This window comes from Longimicrobiales bacterium (assembly GCA_035764935.1).
Classification (GTDB): Bacteria; Gemmatimonadota; Gemmatimonadetes; order Longimicrobiales; family RSA9; genus DASTYK01.
In genome coordinates, this window is the sequence record DASTYK010000068.1 from 1 (window position 1) to 23,507 (window position 23,507).

At 67.5% G+C, this 23,507-nt stretch carries 26 protein-coding genes; 21 read left to right on the plus strand and 5 right to left on the minus strand.

What is annotated here, in order from left to right; genetic code table 11:
• Positions 1 to 75 precede the first annotated feature (75 nt).
• Together VFU06_05270 and VFU06_05275 are read right to left on the minus strand one after the other, a co-directional pair.
• The gene (locus VFU06_05270) at positions 76 to 858 is read right to left on the minus strand and encodes an ABC transporter permease (protein ID HEU5208804.1); all 783 of its coding nucleotides are present in this window, start codon (positions 856 to 858) and stop codon (positions 76 to 78) included.
• 88 nt (positions 859 to 946) lie between these two features.
• On the minus strand, positions 947 to 1,771 hold the full coding sequence (locus tag VFU06_05275) for a menaquinone biosynthesis protein (protein ID HEU5208805.1): 825 nt from the start codon (positions 1,769 to 1,771) through the stop codon (positions 947 to 949).
• Between the two features lie 3 nt (positions 1,772 to 1,774).
• Here VFU06_05275 and VFU06_05280 point away from each other — a divergent pair, with 3 nt between their 5' ends.
• The 12 genes from VFU06_05280 (at position 1,775) to VFU06_05335 (ending at position 13,931) form a co-directional block, all read left to right on the plus strand.
• Positions 1,775 to 2,758 (plus strand): MlaD family protein, encoded by a 984-nt coding sequence (locus tag VFU06_05280; GenBank protein ID HEU5208806.1) that lies wholly within the window; start codon positions 1,775 to 1,777, stop codon positions 2,756 to 2,758.
• Between the two features lie 318 nt (positions 2,759 to 3,076).
• On the plus strand, positions 3,077 to 4,327 hold the full coding sequence (gene rho / locus VFU06_05285; GenBank protein HEU5208807.1) for a transcription termination factor Rho: 1,251 nt from the start codon (positions 3,077 to 3,079) through the stop codon (positions 4,325 to 4,327).
• 319 nt (positions 4,328 to 4,646) lie between these two features.
• Entirely contained in the window at positions 4,647 to 5,075 is a 429-nt protein-coding gene (locus tag VFU06_05290) for a hypothetical protein (protein HEU5208808.1), read from the plus strand.
• A gap of 92 nt (positions 5,076 to 5,167) precedes the next feature.
• Positions 5,168 to 5,710 (plus strand): phosphoribosyltransferase family protein, encoded by a 543-nt coding sequence (locus VFU06_05295; GenBank protein ID HEU5208809.1) that lies wholly within the window; start codon positions 5,168 to 5,170, stop codon positions 5,708 to 5,710.
• A gap of 2 nt (positions 5,711 to 5,712) precedes the next feature.
• Positions 5,713 to 6,432 (plus strand): hypothetical protein, encoded by a 720-nt coding sequence (locus VFU06_05300; protein ID HEU5208810.1) that lies wholly within the window; start codon positions 5,713 to 5,715, stop codon positions 6,430 to 6,432.
• An 18-nt stretch (positions 6,433 to 6,450) separates the two neighbouring features.
• Positions 6,451 to 7,473, plus strand: coding sequence for a TerC family protein (locus tag VFU06_05305; GenBank protein HEU5208811.1), 1,023 nt, complete (start codon positions 6,451 to 6,453; stop codon positions 7,471 to 7,473).
• Positions 7,474 to 7,510: 37 nt separating this feature from the next.
• Complete coding sequence (locus VFU06_05310) at positions 7,511 to 7,912, plus strand: heavy metal-responsive transcriptional regulator (protein HEU5208812.1); 402 nt, start codon at positions 7,511 to 7,513, stop codon at positions 7,910 to 7,912.
• A gap of 209 nt (positions 7,913 to 8,121) precedes the next feature.
• Positions 8,122 to 8,724: a DUF6448 family protein gene (locus tag VFU06_05315; GenBank protein HEU5208813.1), complete on the plus strand. Its 603-nt coding sequence runs from the start codon at positions 8,122 to 8,124 to the stop codon at positions 8,722 to 8,724.
• 13 nt (positions 8,725 to 8,737) lie between these two features.
• Positions 8,738 to 8,953, plus strand: coding sequence for a heavy-metal-associated domain-containing protein (locus VFU06_05320; protein ID HEU5208814.1), 216 nt, complete (start codon positions 8,738 to 8,740; stop codon positions 8,951 to 8,953).
• Between the two features lie 26 nt (positions 8,954 to 8,979).
• Positions 8,980 to 10,857, plus strand: coding sequence for a cation-translocating P-type ATPase (locus tag VFU06_05325; GenBank protein ID HEU5208815.1), 1,878 nt, complete (start codon positions 8,980 to 8,982; stop codon positions 10,855 to 10,857).
• 88 nt (positions 10,858 to 10,945) lie between these two features.
• Complete coding sequence (locus VFU06_05330) at positions 10,946 to 12,613, plus strand: family 10 glycosylhydrolase (GenBank protein HEU5208816.1); 1,668 nt, start codon at positions 10,946 to 10,948, stop codon at positions 12,611 to 12,613.
• Between the two features lie 145 nt (positions 12,614 to 12,758).
• Positions 12,759 to 13,931 (plus strand): serine hydrolase domain-containing protein, encoded by a 1,173-nt coding sequence (locus VFU06_05335; protein HEU5208817.1) that lies wholly within the window; start codon positions 12,759 to 12,761, stop codon positions 13,929 to 13,931.
• Positions 13,932 to 13,955: 24 nt separating this feature from the next.
• On the opposite strand, the gene VFU06_05340 is transcribed toward VFU06_05335, so the two are convergent.
• Positions 13,956 to 14,141, minus strand: a complete 186-nt coding sequence (locus VFU06_05340; protein ID HEU5208818.1) for a hypothetical protein — start codon at positions 14,139 to 14,141, stop codon at positions 13,956 to 13,958.
• A gap of 93 nt (positions 14,142 to 14,234) precedes the next feature.
• Between VFU06_05340 and VFU06_05345 the strand changes: the two genes are divergently transcribed.
• The 9 genes from VFU06_05345 to VFU06_05385 all read left to right on the plus strand — a co-directional run bounded on the left by VFU06_05345 (position 14,235) and on the right by VFU06_05385 (position 22,441).
• A complete protein-coding gene (locus VFU06_05345) occupies positions 14,235 to 14,807 on the plus strand; it encodes a TlpA disulfide reductase family protein (GenBank protein HEU5208819.1) in 573 nt (190 codons plus the stop codon).
• Positions 14,804 to 15,541: a cytochrome c biogenesis protein CcdA gene (locus tag VFU06_05350; GenBank protein ID HEU5208820.1), complete on the plus strand. Its 738-nt coding sequence runs from the start codon at positions 14,804 to 14,806 to the stop codon at positions 15,539 to 15,541. Before VFU06_05345 ends, VFU06_05350 begins: the two co-directional genes overlap by 4 nt.
• Positions 15,542 to 15,546: 5 nt before the next feature.
• The gene (locus VFU06_05355) at positions 15,547 to 16,254 is read left to right on the plus strand and encodes a thioredoxin domain-containing protein (protein HEU5208821.1); all 708 of its coding nucleotides are present in this window, start codon (positions 15,547 to 15,549) and stop codon (positions 16,252 to 16,254) included.
• Between the two features lie 208 nt (positions 16,255 to 16,462).
• Positions 16,463 to 17,428, plus strand: coding sequence for a glucose 1-dehydrogenase (locus tag VFU06_05360; GenBank protein ID HEU5208822.1), 966 nt, complete (start codon positions 16,463 to 16,465; stop codon positions 17,426 to 17,428).
• A gap of 13 nt (positions 17,429 to 17,441) precedes the next feature.
• Positions 17,442 to 19,262, plus strand: coding sequence for a glycoside hydrolase family 15 protein (locus VFU06_05365; protein HEU5208823.1), 1,821 nt, complete (start codon positions 17,442 to 17,444; stop codon positions 19,260 to 19,262).
• Positions 19,263 to 19,464: 202 nt separating this feature from the next.
• Positions 19,465 to 19,734, plus strand: a complete 270-nt coding sequence (locus tag VFU06_05370; protein ID HEU5208824.1) for a hypothetical protein — start codon at positions 19,465 to 19,467, stop codon at positions 19,732 to 19,734.
• A gap of 80 nt (positions 19,735 to 19,814) precedes the next feature.
• On the plus strand, positions 19,815 to 21,284 hold the full coding sequence (locus tag VFU06_05375; protein ID HEU5208825.1) for a DEAD/DEAH box helicase: 1,470 nt from the start codon (positions 19,815 to 19,817) through the stop codon (positions 21,282 to 21,284).
• A gap of 171 nt (positions 21,285 to 21,455) precedes the next feature.
• The gene (locus tag VFU06_05380) at positions 21,456 to 21,914 is read left to right on the plus strand and encodes a PaaI family thioesterase (protein ID HEU5208826.1); all 459 of its coding nucleotides are present in this window, start codon (positions 21,456 to 21,458) and stop codon (positions 21,912 to 21,914) included.
• Positions 21,911 to 22,441 (plus strand): hypothetical protein, encoded by a 531-nt coding sequence (locus tag VFU06_05385; GenBank protein ID HEU5208827.1) that lies wholly within the window; start codon positions 21,911 to 21,913, stop codon positions 22,439 to 22,441. Before VFU06_05380 ends, VFU06_05385 begins: the two co-directional genes overlap by 4 nt.
• Before the next feature lie 106 nt (positions 22,442 to 22,547).
• Here VFU06_05385 and VFU06_05390 read toward each other — a convergent pair whose 3' ends face one another.
• A complete protein-coding gene (locus VFU06_05390) occupies positions 22,548 to 23,174 on the minus strand; it encodes a PAS domain S-box protein (protein ID HEU5208828.1) in 627 nt (208 codons plus the stop codon).
• Positions 23,175 to 23,370: 196 nt separating this feature from the next.
• Positions 23,371 to 23,502, minus strand: a complete 132-nt coding sequence (locus tag VFU06_05395; GenBank protein ID HEU5208829.1) for a hypothetical protein — start codon at positions 23,500 to 23,502, stop codon at positions 23,371 to 23,373.
• Positions 23,503 to 23,507: the final 5 nt, after the last annotated feature.

Consider the following 23,507-nt stretch of genomic DNA (forward strand, 5'->3'; position numbering starts at 1 on the left):
CCTCGACCGCCAGGTCCAGCGAATCGAGAATGACGCGCTCACCGAATGCCTTGCGCACGCCCTGCAGCACGATGCTCACAGCAGCACGACCGCCCAGAACGCGTCCAGCACGAGGATCATCATGGCGCTGCTCACGACCGCCTGCGTCGTCGACTGGCCGACCGCAGCCGCGCCGCCCGTCGTCGTGTAGCCGTAGTAGCAGCCGATCATCGTGATGATCATCCCGAACGACGCCGACTTGATCAGCGAGAACTGGACGTCGAACGGATCGAAGAAGAGCCGCGCACCGCGCATGAACTCCGGCGTCGACATGTCCAGCAGGTAGAGCGCGCTCGCCCACCCACCCAGGACGCCGACCGCGTTCGCAAAGGCGACGATGATCGGGAACATCAGCGTGCCTGCGATCACGCGCGGCACGACCAGGTATGCGAACGGGTTGTAGCCGAGCGTCTCGAGCGCATCGATCTGCTCGGTCACCCGCATGGAGCCGATCTCCGCGGCGATGTTGGCGCCCACCCGTCCCGCCAGGGCGAGCCCCGTCAGCACCGGACCGAGCTCGAGGATGATGGTCTTGGCGACCAGCGTGCCGACGAAATAGAGCGGGATCGCACCCGTGAACGTGTACGACGCCTGCAGCGAGAGCACGATGCCGGTGAATGCCGCAATGAAGATGGCGATCGGCAGGGACTCCACACCCAGTCGTGCCATGTGCATGACCACGTGCTCGGCCCACGTGCCGACCTCGCGGGCACCGCGCAGTGCACTGCCCGCAAAGCTGCTGAAGCGGCCGAAGCCGCCGACCAGCCGCTTCGCGGAATACCCTGTCCAGGCCAGGGGAACGGTCCAGGTGGGGCGCATACGCCAAGATATGTCAGCCCCCTGCGGGCGGGCTACCCTGTACGCCACGCCCGGGGGTGCCACGGGCCCGGCCCTTGCACCGCGGGCGTCAGACTCCGGTCACGTTCGCCCATGGCAGTGCCCCGAGCGGGGCGGCTTCGTCGAGCCTGGCGGCCAGCGCGTAGTAGTGCAGCACACCCTGCTGCATGCGCTCGTCCAGCTCGTAGCGCAGTGAACGCCAGTACTCGAGCAGGCGGCCGGATGGCATGCCGAAATGATTCGCGTACTGGCGAGCGAGCCGCTCGTCGTTGGCCGCGAACCATGCACGTGAGTCCAGCAGTGCGCGGTGCAGCCGGGCGAGCTCGGGCGTGCCGTCGACAGCGGCGCGGACCTGCCAGACCGCAAAGGCGAAGGGCAGGCCGGTCCACGCGGTCCAGAGCTCGCCCAGGTCGTAGACGTGCCGGCCAGCCGGCGCCTCGCGTCGCAGTGCGACGTCGCCGATGCGCAACACCGCTGCCGCCCCGTCAGCGATCGGGTCCGGCACCGCTGCCTGGTCGTACCAGGCGTAATGCGGTCGCAGCCCGCTGCGCAGCTCGAGCAGCGTGCGCAGCAGCACGACGGACGTCGCCGACGCCGTCGGCAGCAGAACGCGCGCTTCGTGCAGCTCGTCGATCGGGCGGGTGCTCTCGAGCAGGATGCTCTGCACCGGGCCCTCGGCGCCGATCACCAGGTCCGGGAGCACCCGGTACTCGCTCCCGTGACGCGCGAGCTCGATGCTGGAGCAGGGTGCCACATCGATCTCGCCGCGCGCGAGCGCCGCATTCAACACGGACGGGATGGCAGTGACGACGGCAAGGTCCGGACGCGGCTCCACGATCAGCCGCGCATGCACGGGGAAGCAGTTGCTGTATTCGATGTGGCCGAGACGCATCATCACGTGAATTCTTCGATTCGTGGAGCGCGTTCACCGCGCCCGGCGTTCAATCTCGCCGCCGTCCTCGGCGCCCGCCAGCGCCGCCGCACGCTGATCGGCATGCTGCTCATCGCCGTCAGCGTCGTGCTGGCGGTGCTGATCTTTCTGCTGGATCCGCTGCGGCAGATGCTGCGCGACGACGTCGAGCTCGTCGCACTGCTGGACGCGGCGCCCGCACTGTCACCGGGGGCCGCTGTCTGGATCGCGGGGCGCGAGGTAGGCTCCGTCGAAACCCTCGAGTTCCTGCCGCTGGGCGGCAACGGCGCACCGCGCCTCGCGCTCGTGCTGCGCGTACCCCGCGATCGACTTTCGATCATCCGGAGGGACGCGACGGTACGCATCGCGTCGGCCAGCATGGCCGGCGATGCGGTGGTCGATATCCTGCCCGGCAGTGCGGGCGCACCGCCGATCCAGCCGGGAGACACGCTGCGCGCCGAGCCGGTGCTGACCGCTGCCGAGCTGCGCACCCGCATCGCCGCGGTGCGCGCCGCCTCCGACTCGCTCCGGGTGGAGACCCGCCCGGTCGCGGCTGCCGCCAGGGCCCGCATGCTCGGACTCACCCGCGTGCAGTCCGGCTTCGCGCGCGTGCAGGGCGGCCTCGATGAGCTGTCCCGCACGATCGCGGAGAGTCCCGCAGCAACGCTTGCAGCCAGCGACGACGTCGATCGTGCTCTCCAGCGCCTGCGAGCCGCCGGCGCCGTGATCACGGATGCCGGCGGCGCTGAAAGCGGCGTACGCCGCACCATCGCGGCCTTCCAGCCGCTGGCCGGGCACTCGGCGGAGCTGGGTGCGCGGATCGACTCACTGATGGCACGCGGCAGCCCCAATGGCACGCTCGCGCGCCTTCAGGCCGATTCCGCCCTGGCCGTCGCCCTGCGCCGCACCCGCCTGCAGCTCGACTCACTGATCGCAGACGCGCGCGCAAATCCGTTCCGTTACGTCTTTTGACATCCGCACTGCACGCGTCGGCACACCCGGCCGCCAGACCGTGCAGAACGGCTGAACAGGCGCAGCCGATGTTACGATTTCGCCTGCTGCACCGTCACATTCCGCAGTCGACACGGTGTGATGAAGGCTCTTGACCCCGGTTTTGCCCCGTGCTACACTGGTGCCCATTCATCCACGACAACGAACCTCTCCACCGGAGGCGCGGATACGCGCCGACCTGTATGGTCCTGTGCCCACATTACATGTGAATGCGGTTCGGCCGGTGTTCGCTCGCCTGTCGTTTCTATCCTGCCAGAAAATTTTTGGAGTGATTGACTCGTGGACATCGCCGAGCTGAAAAGCAAATCGATTGCCGAGCTCCACGAAATGGCCGAGGAGCTCAACATCTCGAATTACAGTGGCCTGCGTAAGCAGGACCTGATCTTCCGTATCGAGCAGAACCTGCTGGACAGCGACGTCGTCCTGCGCGGCGAGGGCGTGCTCGAGATATTGCCGGAAGGGTACGGCTTCCTGCGCTCGCAGGACTGGAATTACCTGTACGGCCCCGACGACATCTACGTCTCCCCCTCACAGATCAAGCGTTTCGACCTGCGCACCGGTGACACGGTGCTCGGCCAGGTTCGTCCGCCCAAGGAGGGTGAGCGGTACCTCGCGCTGCTCAAGGTCGAGCAGGTCAACATTGACGACCCGGAGAAGGCAAAGCACCGGATCGCCTTTGACAACCTGCGTCCGCGCTACCCCGAGGCGCGGCTGCGCCTGGAGACGGACAACGGCCCGCTCTCCATGCGGCTGATGGACCTGATGACGCCGATCGGCAAGGGGCAACGCGGCCTGATCGTCTCGCCGCCCAAGGCCGGTAAGACGACGATCATGCAGCAGATCGCCAACTCGATCATCTCGAACCATCCGGAAGTGCACCTGATCGTGCTGCTGATCGACGAGCGGCCCGAAGAGGTCACGGACATGGAAGAGAATGTGGCGGCGGAGGTGATCAGCTCCACGTTCGACGAGCCGGCCGACCGTCACACGCAGGTCGCCGAGATGGTGATCGAGAAGGCGAAGCGCCTGGTCGAGCACGGCCGCGACGTCGTCATCCTGCTCGACTCCATCACGCGCCTCGCGCGCGCCTACAACGTGACCGTCCCGCACTCGGGCAAGATCCTGTCCGGCGGTGTCGATGCCCATGCACTGCACAAGCCGAAGCGCTTCTTCGGCGCGGCGCGCAACATCGACCAGGGCGGCTCGCTCACGATCATCGCGACCGCACTGATCGAGACCGGCTCGCGCATGGACGAGGTCATCTTCGAGGAGTTCAAGGGCACCGGCAACATGGAGATCGTGCTCGACCGGCACATCGCCGACAAGCGCATCTTCCCCGCGGTCGACATCAACCGCTCCGGCACCCGCAAGGAGGAGCTGCTCCTCGACGACGTCGAGCTCAACCGCGTCTACCTGCTGCGCAACTTCCTCGGCGACATGCCACCGGCCGAGGCACTCGAGTTCCTGCTCGAGCGCATGAAGCGCACGAAGACGAACAAGGAGTTCCTCGACTCGATGGCGCGCGGCTAGTTCATCGCGCGCTGTTACGTCCTGCTGCGTCCTCTGCGTCCTCAACGGATTTTTTTCACCGCTGAGGCGCGGAGGGCGCGGAGACGGCGCCCAAGGTTTCTCGCTGGCCGCAGAATCGACCGCGGCGCTGTCATCCTGTTCTGAAATGGCGTCCGCCCGGCAGCGTGATTCACCACGAAGCAAATCCAAAGAACACGAGCCGACGGCACCGCAATGCTGCGCTGGCCGCGAGCTCGCGTCGAAACCCTCAGCGAACTCCGCGCCTCAGCGGTGAATGCGTGATGTTGATCCGGGGCGCCTGCCCATCCAGTTTCAGTCCATGACCGACAGACACCACGCCGAAGCACGCCTCGAGGCCGCACTCGCCGCCGCGGGCCTCCAGGACTCGCGCCCCGCCCTGCGCGCGCGCCTCAAGCTGCTGCGCCAGCGGGACGAGGCCGCGTTCCAGCAGGCGGTGCGGCATTATGAGAACGAGGTCGTGCCGGCACTGGCCTCGTCCGCCGGGCCGCTGGACGCCTGGCTCGAGTATGCGCGGCTGCTGGGCGAGCTGAGCGGCAGCGGCGAGTTCGTCGCGATCGACGCCACGGGACTGGCGTCGCCATGGGCGCCGCCGTACCGGCCGGGTACGCTGGTGATTCACCTGCCGTCGGACGCCGCGCTGCCCGTCCTGCCGGCGGCCGTCCCGGCCGCGCCGACCGGCCCGCAGCAGGCCGCGAGCGGGCTCCTTCTCGAGGGTCGGCTGGGATAGGCAGGCGGCGCGCTTCGTGCACGCCCCTGTTTGCCGGCTCCGACCATCCCGCTATTATTGCCGGTCCCGTTCCCGCGACGCAGGAGTGCCGGATGACGCCGACCCGCAATCTCATCAAGCGCGCTCCCGGCATGCCCGAGGCCGACGTCTTCGAGATGACGTGGGAGTTCTTTGGTGAGCTGTGTCGCGTACTGGCGGTCAAGGTCGCGACCGCCGGCTACCGGCCCGACCTCGTCGTCGGGATCGCCAAGGCCGGCGTGATCCCGGGCGCGGTCGTCGCCTCGATCCTGCGCTGCGACTTCTACTCGCTCAAGATCAGCCGTGACCTCGGCGCCGAGCGGGTCCGCGCCCGTCCCAAGATCTTTTCCGCCGCCCCCAAGGAAGCGATGGGCAAGAACGTGCTCATCGTCGACGAGATCTGCACGTCCGGCGAAACCCTGCGGCTCGCACAGAATGCGCTGCGGCAGGTGAAGCCGGCCGACCTGCGGACCGCGACCAGCCTGGTGAAGCAGGGCGGCTACAAGCCCGACTTCTATGCGCTCGAGACCGACGCCACGGTCATCTTCCCCTGGGACCGCCAGGTCGTGAACGACGCGGGCGAGATCGTGACCAACCCGCTGTACGAGGGCCTCTAGGCATGCGGCTGGCGGCCCCGGTCCTGGCGACCCTGCTCCTGGCCGGGGCGTGCGCGCCGCCGGTCGAGGACGAGGACGTCGCCGAGGGGACGGAGCTGGGTGACACGATCCCGCCGCCCCCCTACTCCGAGCAGACCGCGCCTTCGACGCTCCCGCCCTCGGCCGGAGTTCCGGGCCAGCCGCTCGCCGTGGAGCGCCCCGCCAGCAAGCGGGGCGTGCTCATGCTCGAGGGCACGGCCGACACCGTCGAGTTCCGACTGGTCGAGGCGCCGCCGGAGTTCGAGCTCGGTTTCTCGACGTACGTACCCGCCGACATGACCGTGGAGTTCGACTCGGCCGATGGCGGCCACTCGGTCGAGTTCATCGCGAACTTCGGCGGCAGACTCACACCGCGTGCGTACGCACAGGTGTTCTTTTACCCACGCAGCACCGCGCTTCCGCTGGCGCGCACCACCGTCGACAATTTCATCACGGGACTGAATCCCGAGGTTGATCGCTCGGTCGCCGAGACACCCGAGCCCTGGGCGTACGAGCAGACCTCGTTTTCATATCCGCACGAGCAGCAGACCTTCGTTGGACGGATTGCCCTCGCGCAGAGAGGCGCCGTCGTGTTCCATATGCTCGCGCACTATCCCGCCGAATACGCCGATGGAATGGGCCCGCGGATCGCCGCCGTGCTGCACGAATGGCGGTGGGCCGATGGCACGCCGCTGATGCGCTGATCGCGCGGCGGAGGCAGCTTGGGTTCACCGCTGGCCTGGGTCCTCTTCAACGTAGTCATCCTCGCACTCCTGGCGCTCGACCTCGGCGTTTTCCACCGGCGTGCGCATGCGGTTTCCATCCGTGAGGCCGCCGGGTGGAGCGCATTCTGGGTCGCCCTGTCGCTGCTGTTCAACCTCGGCATCTACCTGCTCGTGGGACGCGACGAGGCGCTCGAGTTCCTCACCGGCTACCTGATCGAAAAGTCGCTCGCCGTCGACAACCTGTTCGTCTTCGTCCTCATCTTCTCCTACTTCGGCGTGCCCGCGGCGTACCAGCACCGCGTGCTGTTCTGGGGCATCCTGGGTGCGCTCGTCATGCGCGCCGCCTTCATCCTGGCCGGCAGCTACATGCTGCAGCACTACGACTGGGTGTTCTACGTGTTCGGCGCGCTGCTGGTGATCACCGGCATCCGCATGGCCGTGCGCGACGAGGACGCGATCGACCCGTCGCAGAGTCGCGTGCTGCGCATCGCCCGCAAGGTGCTGCCCGTCACGGTCGGCTTCCGGGGCACGCACTTCTTCGTGCGCGAGAATGGACGCATCCTCGCCACGCCGCTGCTGCTCGTCCTGATCCTGATCGAGTTCTCGGATCTCATCTTCGCCGTCGATTCGATTCCGGCCATCTTCGCGATCACGCTCGACCCGTTCATCGTCTACACGTCCAACGTGTTCGCCATACTCGGCCTCCGCTCGATGTATTTCCTGCTGGCCGGCATCATCCACCGCTTCGTGTACCTGCGCTACGCACTCGCCTTCGTGCTCGTGTTCGTCGGCGTGAAAATGCTGCTCGAGGACGTCGTACACATCCCGATCCTGGTCTCACTCGGCGTCATTGCCGCCGCCCTCGTCGTCGGCGTGCTGGTCTCGCTCCGCGCATCAGAGGAACAGCGCGAGGACGTGCTGCCGGAGCCGCCACCGGTCCCCGGCGAGCCGCTGGCCGAAGCCGCGGAGCCCGGAGCGGATTCGCTGCCCGGCGGAGACGATCGCGACAGCCACGGCTGAACGTGCGCACCAACGGCGCTGAAGAGGGGGGATCGACGTGAAAATCGGTGAGCTGGCAAACCGCGTCGGCGTGAACATCCAGACCGTCCGCTACTACGAGCGACGCGGCCTGCTGCCCGAGCCGGACCGCACGCGAAGCGGCTACCGCGAGTACGACGAGCACGACGTACATCGCATGGAGTTCATCCTGCGCGCCAAGGCGCTCGGCTTCACCCTCACCGAGATCCGCGAGCTGATGGACCTGCGCGTCGATCCCACCCGCACCGCTGACGACGTCCGCGCTCGCGCCCTCGAAAAGATCGCCGACACCGACGCCAGGATCCGGGACCTGCAGCACATCCGGGCGGGCCTCCGGCGGCTCGTCGGTCTCTGCGAAGCGCACGGCCCCGTGGAGGAATGCGCACTCATGCACACCATCGCCGCCGGCGACCACGACTGACGTTCCTCCGGGCGCGGCTGCCCGCGGGGCGCCGCGTCGGGGAGTACCTCCGGTTCGACCCTTTTTAGCTTTCCCGGGCGCGGAGCACACGCGGCTCATCCGGGTGTCCTCCGCGCCCCGCCCGCCTCGCCCCTTGACTCTATACCAGACTACAGGCCTTAGCCTTCACGCAGTCAAAAACCACGACACTCGACTGCATGGAGGAACAGATGAAACGGAATGTGATCGCGCTGACACTGGCGGTGCTCGCCGGACTGGTGGTGGCCCGTCCTGCATCCGCGCACTGCGACAGCGTGGAGGGCCCGGTCGTAAAGGCGGCGCAGGCGGCGCTGGCCGCCGGCGACGTGACGCCCGTCCTGAAGTGGGTGCGCGACGGGGACGAAGCGGAGATCCGGGCTGCATTCGAGCGGACACTGGCAGTACGCGGGCAGGGCGCGGACGCCCGGGAGCTGGCGGACTGGTGGTTCTTCGAGACGCTGGTGCGGGTGCACAGGGAGGGTGAGGGCGCGCCGTACACGGGCCTCCTGCCTGCTGGCGCCGAGGTGGACGAGGGGATCGAGGCCGCGGACGTCGCTCTGGTCAGCGGTGGTGTCGATGCGCTGGTCGACGATCTCTCGAGCCGACTCGACGCCGGTCTGCGTGAGCGATTCGAGCGCGTGCAGGCGCTGCGTGCGCATGCAGACGAGAGCGTCGAAGCGGGTCGCAGGTTCGTGCACGCATACGTCGAGTACATCCATTTCGTGGAAGCAGTGCAGTCGCTGCTCGAGCAGGGTGCAGGTGAGCATGCTCCCGCTCCGACGCATGCGCATTGAGGAGGTGACAGTCATGACGACGATTCTGAGGAGCGACGAATTCACGTGCCCGTCCTGTGTGGACGGGATCGAATCGGCGCTGACGCGGCTGGCCGGGGTTCGTGCCGCAACGGTTCACTTCGGCACTGGACGCATCGAGGTCGAGCACGACCCCGGGATCGCGACGGCTTCGGATCTCGTGATGCGAGTAAAGGAGGCCGGTTACACGGCGCGGGTCAGTCCGTTCTGAGCGTCGCGGCGGAAGGAGACAGCGAGATGCAGACCAGTGGATTCCGCGAAGGGGGAACGCTGAACCGGATTACGCAGCACGCACTGCCGCTGTCGGGCGCACTCATCCTGGGTGCGCTCGCGGCAGGGCGGGTGGCCGGCGTTCCGTGGCTGTACGCCGCACTGATGACTGCGGCCGCGCTGGTTGCGGGCCACCCGATTGCTGTCCGGGCGCTCCGGCTGCTCGCGCGGCGCCGCTTCACGATCGAGCTGCTGGTCACGATTGCGGCGCTCGGCGGCATCGCGATCGGCGAGTGGTGGGAGGCGGCGGCGGTCACGTTCCTGTTCCGGCTAGGCGGCTGGCTGGAGTCGCGGACGCTGCGTCGCACCCGTGCGGCGCTCGGCGAGCTCATGGCGCTCGCGCCGGAAACAGCGCGCGTTCTGCGCGAGGGTGTGCGCATGGACGTCGTGCCGATGGAGGTACGCAGCGACGACACCGTGGTCGTCCTGCCGGGCGAGCGCATCCCGGTGGATGGCGTGGTGCTGGCCGGCGGTGCAGCCGTGATCCAGGCGATGATCACGGGCGAGTCGATTCCGGCGGAGAAGGTCGCCGGCGACGAGGTGTACGCCGGTACGGTCGCGGAGGACGGCATGCTCGAGGTGCGTCCGACCGGCATCGGCGCGGACACGACGCTCGCGCGCATCGTTCGCCGCGTCGAGCAGGCACAGGAGGCGAAAGCGCCGTCGCAGCGCCTGATGGAGCGGTTCGCCGCGTGGTACACGCCCGTCGTGATCCTCCTGGCGGTCGGGGCATTCATCGTGACGCGCAGCGTCGAGCTCGCGCTCACCCTGCTGGTCATCGGCTGCCCGGGTGCGCTGGTGCTCGCGATGCCTGTCTCGATCGTGGCAGGGATCGGGCGCGCCGCGCGCGAGGGTGTGCTGATCAAGGGCGGCCAGCACCTGGAGGATGCAGCGCGTATCACCGCGATTGCGTTCGACAAGACCGGCACACTGACCACCGGCCGGCCGCAGGTCGTCCGTGGACGCGAGTCGAGCGACGTCCTGCAGCTCGCGGCATTCGCCGAGGCCGGCACGACGCACCCGTACGCGCGCTCGATCATCGAGGCGGCCAACAGCATGGCCGCCGTGGCGGCCGGCATACACGACGCCCGGGAGCCGGCGGCGGCGGATACCCGGACTCGGGTGGGGCGCGGGGTGATCGCACACCGTGATGGCCGGCGCATCGCGGTGGGCAGCCGCAGGCTGATGGACGAGCTGGAGCTGGACGTGCCGACGGAGCTTGCCGGCGATGTGAGCAGCGATGCGCGCATCGGTGCGACGACCATCTTCGTGGCGGACGGCGCCGCGGTCGTCGGCTCCCTGGGCATCGCTGACGCGCCACGTCCCGGGGCGCGCGCGGCGATCCGCGCCCTGCGCACGGCTGGCATGGAACGGATGGTCATGCTGACTGGAGACTCCATCGCACCGGCAGCGGCGATCGGTGCAGCGTTGCAGCTGGACGAAGTACATGCTGAGCTCCTGCCCGAGGACAAGCTGGCGCACATCCGCGTGCTGCAGGACGACGGACATGTGGTCGCGATGGTCGGTGACGGCATCAACGACGCACCGGCACTGGCGGCAGCGGACGTGTCGATCGCCATGGGAGCGGCGGGCTCGGACGTCGCACTGGAGACGGCAGACATCGCACTGATGACGGACGATCTCGGCCGGCTCAGGGACGCGGTGCGCATTGCGCGTGCAACGCGCAGCAACATCCGCCAGAATGTCGCGATCGCACTGGGCACGGTGGTGCTGCTGCTCACGGGCGTGCTCGGCGGCTCCGTGAACATGGCGTCGGGCATGCTCGTCCATGAGGCCTCGGTGCTGCTGGTCACGCTCAACGCCATGCGGCTGATGCGGCGGTGACCCGGACGGCACCGTCACGTTCTGCGGAGTGCGAAAGCAGAGGTGCGCGCGTACTATACGGGACACACACGCTTCCGGAGGATGCTCGATGGTTCGAGACGAACGGCCTGCTCCGCGGCCGCGCACCCCACTCACACTCCTGCTCCTGGCGCTCATCGGCTGCGCCGGCGCCGGCGCTTCCGCTCCGCGCGATGGGCTGGCACGCAGCGCGTATGACGGTGCGCGGGCTGACGGGCCGCCGCCCGTCGCGCGCGAGTTCCGCGGTGTGTGGATTGCCGCAGTCGCAAACATGGACTGGCCGTCGGCTCCGGGGCTGCCGCCGGATTCGCAGCGCGCGGAGCTGATCGCGATGTTCGATCGCGCTCGCGAGCTGGGGCTGAACGCCGTGGTGCTGCATGTGCGTCCCGCCGGCGACGCGTTGTACGCGTCCGAGCTGGAGCCATGGTCCGCATACCTGACCGGCGAGCAGGGGCGCGCCCCCGAGCCGTACTACGATCCGCTCGAGTTCGCCGTGAACGAGGCGCACGCGCGAGGGTTGGAGCTCCACGCCTGGTTCAACCCGTACCGTGCCTGGCACCCGTCGAATCCGGGAGAGCTCGCCGCGACGCACATCAGCCGCACGAATCCCGAGCTGGTGAAGCGGTACGGCAGCTATCTCTGGATGGATCCCGGCGAAGAGGCTGTGCGGCAGCGCAGCATCGAGGTCGTCGCCGACGTCGTGCGCCGCTACGACGTCGACGGCGTCCACATCGACGACTACTTCTATCCGTACAGGGAACGCGGTCCGGACGGCAACGTCCTCGACTTTCCCGACTCCGCGAGCTACGCGCGCTACCGCGCCGCGGGCGGCACGCTCGAGCGTGACGACTGGCGGCGTGAGAACGTCGATCGGTACGTGCGCGAGATGTACGACGTCGTGAAGAGCGAGAAGCCGTGGGTCAAGGTCGGCATCAGCCCGATCGGCACCTGGCGGCCATACGTGCACGAGCAGATCCGCGGCTTCGACGCGTACGAGCAGATCTATGCGGACTCACGGAAGTGGTTCCTCGACGGCACGCTCGACTACATGGTGCCGCAGCTCTACTGGCCGATCGCCCGCACCGACGTGAGCTTCCCCGTCCTGCTCGACTGGTGGGCCGCCCAGAATCCGCTCGGCCGCGGGCTGTATGCGGGGCTGATCCCAGGCAACGTGAACCTCGATGCAGGCGGACGCGCCGGCTGGGACGGCGACGAGATCATCGGCCAGGTCTATATCACGCGCGGCCACCCGGGTGCTGACGGGCATGTCCATTTCCGCATGGGCAGCCTGATGCCGAACAGCGCGTTCACGCCGATCCGCGGTGCGGACACACTGCCGGAAGCACGGCTCGATTCCATCCGTGCACGACAGGCAGCCGTCCAGGCGCGACGCGATTCCATGACCAGCAAGATGGTACGCGAGACCTACGCGTATCCGGCACTCACGCCGGCCATGGCCTGGCTCGACGATGACCGCCCCGACACACCGTCCGCGGCCCGCAGCGGCCGCAACCTGACCGTTCGCGCAGGCACGGACGAGCCGGTCCGCCAGCTGGTCGTGCAGGCGCGCTGGCCGGAAGGCTGGTGGACCACCGAGATCATCCCGGCAACAAGCCGGAGCTGGGTGATCGGCAGCCGCTACGACGTTCCCGGCGACCCCGTCGAAGTCTGGGTGTCAGCCGTCGATCGCGTGGGGAACCAGAGCAGGCCGCTCGAGGTGGAGGACACCGCGAGCTGACGGACGGCAGACACCCGCTCGCTGTCAGGGCCATTTGACACTTCGTAAGGCATTGCTGCAGAATTCCAGCAATCCCTGATCATTGTGAGCAGCATCGCGGCGGTGACGCCGCGGTCCCGAGAACCCGAGCGAGCGACGAGTGCGTATGCCGCGCAGGCTACTTGCTGCAGCGCTGTTGGCGATCATGGCGGTCGCGTCCTGTGGCGGATCCGCCAGCCCCGGACCCGTTGCACCCGAGCCGCCCGATCCCGATCCGCCGGGCCTCACCGGCATCGAGGGGATCGTCGATTCCGTGCGCGTCGCATTCGGCCTGCCGGCACTCGTCGGCGCGATCGTCACCCGCGACAATCCCGACTTCGCGCGCGCGGTGTCCGGCTACCGCCGCGCCGGCGGCGGCCCCGCCGCAACGCTCGACGACCTGTGGCACCTGGGCTCCAACTTCAAGGCGTTCACGGCGATGCTCGCTGCCATTGCAGTCGAGGACGGAGAGATCGCCTGGGAAACCACGATTGCCGACGCGTTCCCCGAGCTGGCGGGCACGATCAGGGCCGAGTACCAGGCGATCACGCTGCGTGACCTGCTGTCCCAGCAGTCGCGACTGCAGCGCGACCCGCCGGCCCGCGCGATCGTCGGGACGACCCGCACCGAGCAGCGCGATGCGGTGGCCGCCTGGGCGCTCACACAGCCTCCTGCCAGCGCCTCCGGCCAGTACAGCTACACGAACACCGGGTACATGGTCGCCGCAGCCATGCTGGAGCGTGCGCTTGAAACGTCCTTCGAAAATGCGATGCAGACGCATGTCTTCGATCCGCTCGGTATCGATGACGCCGGCTGGGGGCCGCAGGCCGGTCATGCTTCCTCCACGCAGCCCGTCGCGCACCGCCTCGTGAATGACCAGTGGCAGGTTCTGGAGGCGTTCGACAACCCGCCGGTCTATGCGTCGGCCGGGGGTGCGCACATGTCGGTAGGAAGCTGGAGCCGGTTCATACAGGAGGTGCTCCGTCTCGAGAACGGTGAGCCGACGATCGTCTCACTGGCCAGCGGCAGCGCAACGACGACGCCGACCACGCCCATCGGCGGCTCCGACTACTACGGGATGGGCTGGGTGATCACCAGCCGCACGTGGGCAAGCGGGAGGACCCTGACGCACGACGGCACCAACACCGCCAATTACTCGGTGACGTGGGTCGCGCCAGAGCGGGGTTTCGCAATCCTCGGACTGTCGAACAGCTACGATTCGGGCGCGACAGCCCGCGTGAGCACAGCGGTCGACGTCCTCATGGGAAGGCTGATTCAGTACTACGAAACGGTGAACTGAACGAGACCCAGCAGTCCGCCGCAGCTACCGGGGAAGTGCCGCCTTCGCCTCCTGCAGTGCGAGTTCCTCGTCCTCGGGATCGCGCAGCATGCGCAGCACGGTCGGTCGCACACCTAGGTACGCCACGTAGCAGCCTCCAAGCGCAGCAGCCGAGACCAGGCCGACACCGAACTGACTGACCCCGGTCACCGGCCAGATTGCGGTGTGCACCGTGTTCAGAATCGCCTCGATCCTGTTGCCGATAAGCCAGCAAGAGCACCGTTGGTGGACTATATTCCTCAGCGGTTGTATGTTTCCCCCCGCATGATACGATCGATTCGACGCCCGAAGCTGACGCTCGGCGGTATTGGCTGGATCCTGGTGCTCGGCTTCCTTGCTCTCCGTATCTACCCGCAGTTGCGTGCAGCGGCGGGTATTGGGGGCTCGGAGCGCCAGGCCCCCGCGTTCATGGTGGAAACGCTGGACGGGACGTCGATCGATGCGGAAACCCTCCGTGGCAAGGTCGTACTGGTGAACTTCTGGGCGACCTGGTGTCCGCCTTGCCGCGTAGAGATGCCCGGCTTTCAACGAGTTTACGAGGCCCGGCGCGACGAAGGGTTTGTCGTGCTCGGCCTTTCCACCGACCGCGGGAGCGTCCGAGCGGTGGGCGAGTTCGTGCGGGACCGGCAGCTCACCTTCCCTGTCGCGATGGCTCCGAAGCCAGTGGTGCGCGCGTTTGGCGGAGTCCGCGCACTGCCCACGTCATTCCTGATCGACCGCAACGGCGTCATCCGGCAGGAGGTGACGGGCCTGTTTGCCGAGCCGGCACTGCGCCTGGCCGTGAGCCATCTGCTGGCCGAGCCGTACGACTCGACCGGGTCGGGAGGCGAGCGATGAGCGACGCTTCGAGCGTCTCCCTCGGCCTCGCCTTTCTCGCCGGTCTCGTTTCGTTCCTCTCGCCGTGCGTGTTCCCCATCGTGCCGAGCTACGTGGGCTTCGTCACGGGCATGACCATGGACGAGCTGCGTGATGACGCACGGGCCGACGCGCGCCGACACGCCGCAATTCACGCGGCGCTCTTCGTGCTCGGCTTCTCTGTGGTTTTCATCGCACTGGGGACATCAGCGACGGCACTCGGCTCGACGCTTCGGCGCTCGTTGCCACTGCTTCAGCAGGTCGGTGGCATTCTCATCGTGCTGTTCGGGCTGTACCTGCTCGGCGTTGTCCGGATGCCAGGGCTCATGCGCGAACGGCGGGTGAACCTGGCGTCCAAGCCCGCGGGCAAGCTCGGCTCGGTCGTGGTGGGGATCGTGTTCGGCGCCGGCTGGACACCGTGCGTGGGACCGATCCTGGCGACACTGCTCCTGTACGCCAGCTTCGAGCACACGCTGTGGCGCGGCGTGCTGCTGCTCACGTTCTATGCGCTGGGGCTCGGCATCCCGTTCTTCCTTTCCGCCGTTGCGCTGAACTGGTTCCTGGCGGGATCACGCAGGATGAAGCGCTGGCTGAGGCCCGTGGAGCGGGTTGCAGGCGTCGCAATGGTGCTCATCGGTGTGCTGCTGTTGACGGGGCACTTCGCAATGATCACGTCGTTCCTGGCGCAGTTCGCGCCGGCGATCGACATCGGTTGATGTTCATGAGTGGAGACGTCGAAGTGAAGGATACAGGGAGTGGCTTCGGGAAGCGTGTGCTGGTTGTAGTCCTGGCCGTTGCGGTGCTCGCCGTCGCGATCGTGCTGACGGAAGGCAGTCGTCGCGGCGGGCCGGCGGGCAGCACCGCACGTGCTGCCGGCGCTCAGCCGCGCGATACCATCGACATGCGTACGCTAGGCTACTCGCACGGGCCGGACGACGCGCCGATCACGGTCTACGAATTCTCCGACTTCGGCTGTCCATACTGCGCGAAGTTCGCCCTCGAGACGTATCCGGAGCTGCATCGTGAGTTCGTTACCACCGGCAGGGTGCGCTGGACCTACGTACCGTTCGTGATGGGGACGTTTCCCAACGGCGGCGAGGCGGCGCGTGCGGCGGAATGCGCGGGCGAGCAGGACGACTTCTGGGTCATGCATGATCGGTTGTTCCAGGGGCAGCGCGAGTGGAAGGGCAGCCGCGATGCCCACGCGCTTTTCCAGAGCTACGCCCGCGAGCTGAGCCTCGATGTCGAGCGCTTCGCCTCCTGCTACCGCGAAGATCGCGGGGGTGAGCGGCTCGCGCTGCAGAACTACGTCGCTGACGCACTGCGGGTGCGTGCGACGCCGTCGTTCTTCATCAACGGCCGACTGGTGGAGGGCGCACTGCCCATCGAGGCGTTCCGGGAGATTCTGACGACGCTGGCGGCACAGTAGCGGAACCGCCACTGCACCTGACAGTCGGCGTCGCCGGACGGGCACTGGCGTTGGCGGCGCCGATCCTGCATTGCGCCCGCTCGTCATGCATCGTGCCATAGTTGATATGAACGGGGCGACCTGAACCGTGCGCGCGCTCACGGTCGAGCCTGGCGTTGCGGAATCGTTGCGGGTGGGTGAGCTGCCCGCACCTGAGCCCCGGGAAGGGATGGTCCTCGTCCGCGGCGTCGCACTGGGCATCTGCGGAACGGACCGGGAGATCGCCGCCGGTCAGTATGGCGCTGCACCGCCTGGTCAGCAGCGCATGATCCTGGGTCACGAATCACTGGGGCGGGTCGAGCATGCGCCCGAGAGCTCCGGGCTTCGCGCCGGCGATCTCGTTGTCGCGATGGTGCGGCATCCCGATCCCGTGCCGTGCCCCAACTGTGCCGTGGGCGAGTGGGACATGTGCCGTAACGGGCTCTACACCGAGCACGGGATCAAGGAGCTGGACGGTTTCGGTGCCGAGTACTGGCAGGTTGCACCGGACAGGCTGATCCGTGTCGACGCCTCACTCGGTGAGCTCGGCGTGCTGCTGGAGCCTGCGAGCGTGGTGGCCAAGGCGTGGCAGCACGCCGATGCGATCGGCAGGCGCGCGACCTGGGAGCCACGCGTCGCGCTGATCACGGGAGCGGGTCCCGTCGGACTCTTGGCGGCGCTGCTCGGCGTGCAGCGCGGACTCGAGGTACACGTCTACGACCGGGTCCCGGACGGACCCAAGCCGGACATCGTCGCCTCCCTCGGTGCCACGTATCACAGCTCGGGACTCGATGAGCTCGATGTCGAGCCCGACATCGTGATCGAGTGCACCGGCGCGTCTGCGGTTGTGCTCGACGTCATACGACGCACGGCCGCCAACGGCATCGTCGCCCTCGCGGGCCTCTCGTCCGGCGGACGCCGGATCGACATCGACATGGCATCGCTGAACCGCACGCTCGTGCTGGAGAACGATGTGGTGTTCGGCTCGGTAAACGCGAACCGCACTCACTACGAGCTCGCTGCTGACGCGCTCGCTCGCGCCGAGCGCACCTGGCTCTCGAGCCTGATCACACGACGTCTGCCGCTGCATCGATATGCGGATGCGATCACACGCCAGCCGGACGATGTGAAAACCATCATCGATCTGACGGCCTGAGACCGGAGAAGGCATGGCCCTGCGCATCGAGGACTACGCGCTCATTGGAGACTGCGAATCGGCCGCCCTCGTGGGAAAGGACGGCTCCATCGACTGGCTCTGCTGGCCGCGCTTCGACTCGCCCGCCTGCTTCGCCGCACTGCTCGGCACGCCGGAGCACGGGCGCTGGCAGGTCGCACCGACAGCGCCGGATGTAACGGTGTCGCGTCGCTACCGACCGGGCACACTGGTGCTGGAGACCACGTTCCAATGCGCCGAAGGGGCCGTCAGCCTCATCGACTTCATGCACCCCCGCGGCACGACACCCGACCTCGCGCGCATCGTGGTTGGACATCGTGGCAGGGTGGCTCTGCGCACCGAGCTGATCCTGCGGTTCGGCTATGGCTACACGGTACCGTGGGTGACGCGCCTCGATGACGGTCGTCTGCGCGCGATTGCCGGACCCGACATGGTCGTGGTGCGCTCGGACGTCGACCTCCACGGAGAAGGCCTTTCCACGGTGGGCGAGTTCAGTGTCGGTGCGGGCCAGTGTGTCAGCTTCGTGATGTCGTGGGGCCCTTCGCACCTGCCGCCGCCCGACTCGATCGATGCGCGCGCCGAGCTTGCCGCGACCGAAGCGCACTGGCAGGAGTGGACAAGTCATTCGACCTACAATGGCGAATGGGCGGATGCGGTCGAGCGGTCGCTCATCACGCTCAAGGCGCTCACCTATCAGCCGACCGGCGGCATCGTCGCCGCACCCACCACATCGCTGCCGGAGCACATAGGCGGCGAGCGCAACTGGGACTATCGCTACTGCTGGCTGCGCGACGCGACGCTGGCACTGCTCTCTCTCATGGATGCAGGCTACATGGAGGAGGCCGAGGCGTGGCGGACGTGGCTGCTGCGCGCGGCGGCCGGCAGCCCCTCGCAGCTCCAGATCATGTACGGCCTCGCCGGCGAGCGGCACCTGCTCGAGTGGAGCGTCCCGTGGCTGCCCGGCTATGAGGCATCCTCACCCGTGCGCGTCGGCAATGGCGCGCATGACCAGGTTCAGCTCGATGTGTTCGGGGAGGTGCTCGATGCGATGCATCACGCGCGCGAGGCCGGCCTCGACGCGAGCGAGGAGTCGTGGCGGCTGCAGCAGGAGCTGGTATACCACCTCGAATCGATCTGGGAACAGCCCGACGAGGGCATCTGGGAGGTCCGCGGCGGGCGCCAGCACTTCACGCATTCCAAGGTGATGGCTTGGGTCGCCCTGGACCGCGCGATCAAGGGCGCGGAACGCTACGGCCTGGATGCGCCCCTCGACCGGTGGCGCTCGACGCGCAGGCGGATCCACGACGAGGTCTGCGCCCACGGCTTCGACCCGCAGCTTGGCAGCTTCGTGCAGGCGTTCGGCTCGAAGCAGCTGGACGCGAGCCTGCTGATGCTGCCGCTCGTCGGGTTCCTGCCGATCGAGGACGAACGCATCCGCGGAACGGTCGAGGCGATCGAGCGCGACCTGACGGTGGACGGCTTCGTGCTCCGTTATGACAGTGCCGGCACCGACGACGGCCTGCCTCCCGGCGAGGGTGCCTTCCTGGCGTGCAGCTTCTGGCTCGCCGACAACCTGGCGCTGCTTGGTCGCATCGATGACGCGCGCAGACTGTTCGAGCGCCTGCTCGCACTGCGCAACGATGTCGGCCTGCTGGCGGAGGAGTACGACCCGCATTCCGGCCGGCTCGTCGGCAACTTTCCGCAGGCGTTCTCCCACATCGGCGTGATCGACACCGCGCTGAATCTGTCGCGTGCAGTGGGTGGTGAGCGGAAGCCGGCGGAGCAGCGTTCCGGGGAGGGACTGGCCGTGAGCTGAGCCGCGCTGGCCCCTCCTTGCCGCGCAACCAATGGGAGACAGTACAAAAAACCGCCCGGATGTGTTATATTGTAGTTCTGAACTGTGCGAAGGCGCGCAGCTTCCTGTCGCCCGCGGTGGAGCCTTCCGTGAAGGCGCCGTCGCGGGCGAACGTGTTTCTGGGGAGGGGACCCGGTTCTACAAACGGAAAGGAGCCGAGCGAATGGCAGGCTACTCGAACGGAAACCGTCGTGTGCGCGACGTACAGCTTCACGTCGACGCTGACCTGCACCCCGGCTGGGTGAACGGAGCGGACGTCGCTCTCGCGCCCGGTGATATCGTGGTGTGCACCGACGGACGCGCCGAAGTCGTGAAGGTACTCGGCTGGACCGGAGACCGGAGCCGGCTGCTCGAGTTGCGGCTCGACGTGCCCGGAGCGAAGCCTTTCTTCGCCGCTGCCTCGAACGTCCTCGCCGCACCGGCCAACGCCTGAGCGGCCACCCGCTGAAGCACCAGATCGAAACCCGCGCGCATGCTGCGCGCGGCGATTCCTGTAAGGAACGGACAGTACGGATGCACTCGACGAAGACGTCGCCACCCGCGCCAGCACGCGCGGGCGGCTTTGCGGACCTCGGTCTGCACGAACACCTCATGCGGGCGCTGGACCGGCTCGAGTTCACGACGCCCACAGCGGTCCAGGCGGAAGCGATTCCGGCTGCCTCCGCAGGACGCGACGTGCTGGCCTGCGCGTCCACCGGCAGCGGCAAGACCGCGGCCTTCCTGCTCCCGCTGCTCGAGCAGCTGCGCGAGACGCCGCGCGGCGAGACACGTGCTCTCGTCCTGGTGCCGACGCGCGAGCTGGCGGCCCAGGTGATGGCGCATTTCCGCGAGCTCGCACATCACACGCAGCTCCGCGCCGCTGCCGTCTACGGCGGCGTCGGGATGAAGCCGCAGGAGCAGGCGTTCCGGCGCGGCGTCGACGTGATCGTCGCGACGCCGGGCCGGCTGCTCGATCACATGCAGTACGGGTACGCACACCTTTCGGGTGTGCGCCACCTCGTTCTGGATGAAGCGGACCGCATGCTCGACATGGGCTTCCTGCCCGCGCTGCGCCAGGTGCTGGCCCACCTGCCCCGGGAAAGGCAGACGCTGCTCTTTTCCGCGACGATGCCGCCGCGGATCGCGGAGCTCGCGCGCGAGCTGCTCGCCGATCCGGTCCTGGTCAACCACGGCCGGAGCGCGAAGCCCGCAGCAGGCATCACGCAGGCGTTCTATCCGGTGCGCTCGGCACGCAAGGTGGACCTGCTGGTCGAGCTGCTGCGCCGCGACGAGATCGGCAACGCCATCGTGTTCTGTCGCACCAAGCACCGCGCGAATCGTGTCGCAGCCAAGCTCGAGCGCGCGGGCATCGGGTGTGAGCGCATCCACGGCAACCGCTCGCAGGCGCAGCGAACCAAGGCGCTGGCCGGCTTCAAGGACGGCACGTACCGCGTGCTCGTCGCGACGGACATCGTTGCGCGCGGCATCGATGTCACCGCGCTCGAGCACGTCGTCAACTTCGATGTGCCGAACGGGTCGGAGGATTACATCCACCGCGTGGGTCGCACCGCGCGCGCAGATGCAGTCGGCGATGCATATACGTTCGTTGCCCCTGAAGAGGAGTCGACGATCCGCGACATCGAGCGCGCGCTCAACAAGCGCATCGAGCGACGTATCGTGGATGGCTTCGATTACAGCAGCAACGCGGCAGATGAGCCGCTCGAGATCCCGCTGCAGGAGCGGCTCGCCGCGATGCGCCAGGCGCGTGCGGGCGCGCGCCGGCGGAGCGGTGGGGCCCCGGAGAAGACGCGGTCGCAGAGCGGGTCCAGGCAGGGCACCGGTACGCGCGCGAACGGTACTGCGCGCGGCAGCGAGACGCGTGAGAACGGCACTGCGCGTGGCAACGGCAAGCGGGACGGCACTCCGTCGATCGCGCGAGCCGGAGGCGAGAACGACGGACGGCGCCGTCGTCGGTCGCGGCGCCCTCGCGGAAACGCGGCCTGACGCCGGCCATCCGGTGGTCGATCTGCCAGCAGGGCGGTGCCGAATGGTACCGCCCTGCTGTTTTTTCACCGGACTCCCGCTTCGGGTTACCCTGCCTGCATGAAAATCACCGGGGGACTGGTTACGATACCCGCCGCACCGGATCGTCACTTCATTTTCTGCGAGGACCGAGTGACCTTCACACCGGGCACCGACCCGAGCCATGCCGACCTGGAGCAGCGCGTTCATGCAAGCTTCAGCCGCCAGCAGCTGATGCGGACGCTGGGCGCGAGTCTCACCAGCGTGCTCCCCGGCGTGGTCGAGCTCGAGCTGCCGTTCCGCGACGATCTCACGCAGCAGCACGGCTATCTGCACGCGGCCGCGATCACTGCAATCGTGGACAGTGCGTGCGGCTATGCGGCAATGACGCGAATGCCGCCCGGGACGGAAGTGCTGTCCGTCGAGTTCAAGGTAAATCTGCTGGCGCCGGGCCGGGGTGAGCGATTCGTGGCCGTGGGCCGGGTCGTGCGCGCCGGGCGAACGCTGACGGTGTGTACAGGCGAGGGGTTCGCCATCCAGGACGGCGAGCGAAAGCCGATCTGCGTCATGCAGGCGACGATGATAGCGTCCCGCACAGGAGGACAGGAATGAGTCGCAGCAGCTTCCTCGAGGGCCTGATCGCTGACGGGCCGGCCCCGGAACACGCGGACGAGCTCATGCTGTACGGACAGTTCGTGGGTGACTGGCGGGCGGAAACTTCGGAGTATGCGCCCGACGGGACCGTTACCCGGTCACACTGGGACATCCGGTTCGACTGGGTGCTCGAAGGCCGGGCGATTCAGGACCTGTGGATCACGCCTGTCCGGGATGGGCGGACCATCGGCTGGGCGGAGCCGGGCAACCGCTATTCAACGACCCTGCGAATCTACGACCCCGCCATCGATGCGTGGCACATCATCTGGATCAACCCGCCCGGCGCGTACATCACGCGCCAGCTCGCCCGCAAGGTAGGCGACGAGATCATCCAGATGGCCCCGCTCGACCCGTCCGGGTCACTGACCCGCTGGGTCTACCGCGACATTACTGCCGACAGCTTCCGCTGGTGCAATGAGAAATCCATCGACCAGGGTTCGAGCTGGCAGCTGATCCAGGAGATGCGGGCGAAGCGGGTCCGCTGACGCGTGCGTTTACGCCGTTGGCCCGACCGCCAACCTGGACGGAGGGGCCGGGTTCGGGCAGGACTACGACGCGCTCCCGTTGAGACTCACGTTCAAGGCACGTCTCCTACATCTCGTCGATCTGCTTCTCGACGTCTTTCATGCAGTCCGGGCAAACACTGTGGCTGAAGCGGCTGTTCGTGTGCCTCGAGATGTAGCTCTCGACTGACTGCCAGTAGTCCTCCCCGTCGCGGATCTTCCGGCAGTAGGAGCAGATCGGCAGAATGTCGCGGAGCGTCCTGACCTCGGCGAGCGATGCTTCCAGCCGCTCCGTCAGCCGTGCCCGCTCCGCTTCCGCCTCTTTCCGCACGGTGATGTCACGCGCAACGCCGTAGATGACGTTGCCGTACGTGTCGGCCTGGGCGTTCCAGAGGAACCAGCGGTACGAGCCATCGCTGCACCGGTACCGATTCTCGAAGCCCAGCGCCTGACCGCCCGCGCGGACAAGCGCGTTCCGCTCCAGCGTGCGCTCCAGGTCGTCGGGGTGCAGGAACGTCGTAAACGGGCGCGACATCAGCTCCTCGCGCGTATAGCCGAGCGTTCGTTCCCACGCAGGATTCAGCCTTCGGAAATGACCATTGAAGTCGAGGAAGCAGAACATGTCGAGCGCGATGGCGAAGAAGCCCTCGAGCTCACTCGCGGCCCAGACCTGATCCTGCGCATCGTCCTGCTGTCCCGGCGCTCGCTTCGTCATCGTTTCGCCCTGGCTGCAATAGGCTCGGTAGCTGTGTGGTCGCGTGAACTGTGCGGGATCTGCCAGTGCCTACATGATCCATTCCGGAAGCGGTACAGACCGCGTTCGAACGCGCGCTCAGCACATAATTCAAAGGCTGAAAGGCCCGGATCTTCGCCCGGACCTTTCAGCCTGTCCACTCCCGCCCGGTCACCAGCTACACGTCCAGATTCTTCACGAACTTCGCGTTCTCCTCGATGAACCGACGCCGCGGCTCGACATCGTCGCCCATCAGCGTCGAGAAGATCTGGTCCGCCTCGACCGCGTCCTCCATCGTGACCTTGAGGATCGTGC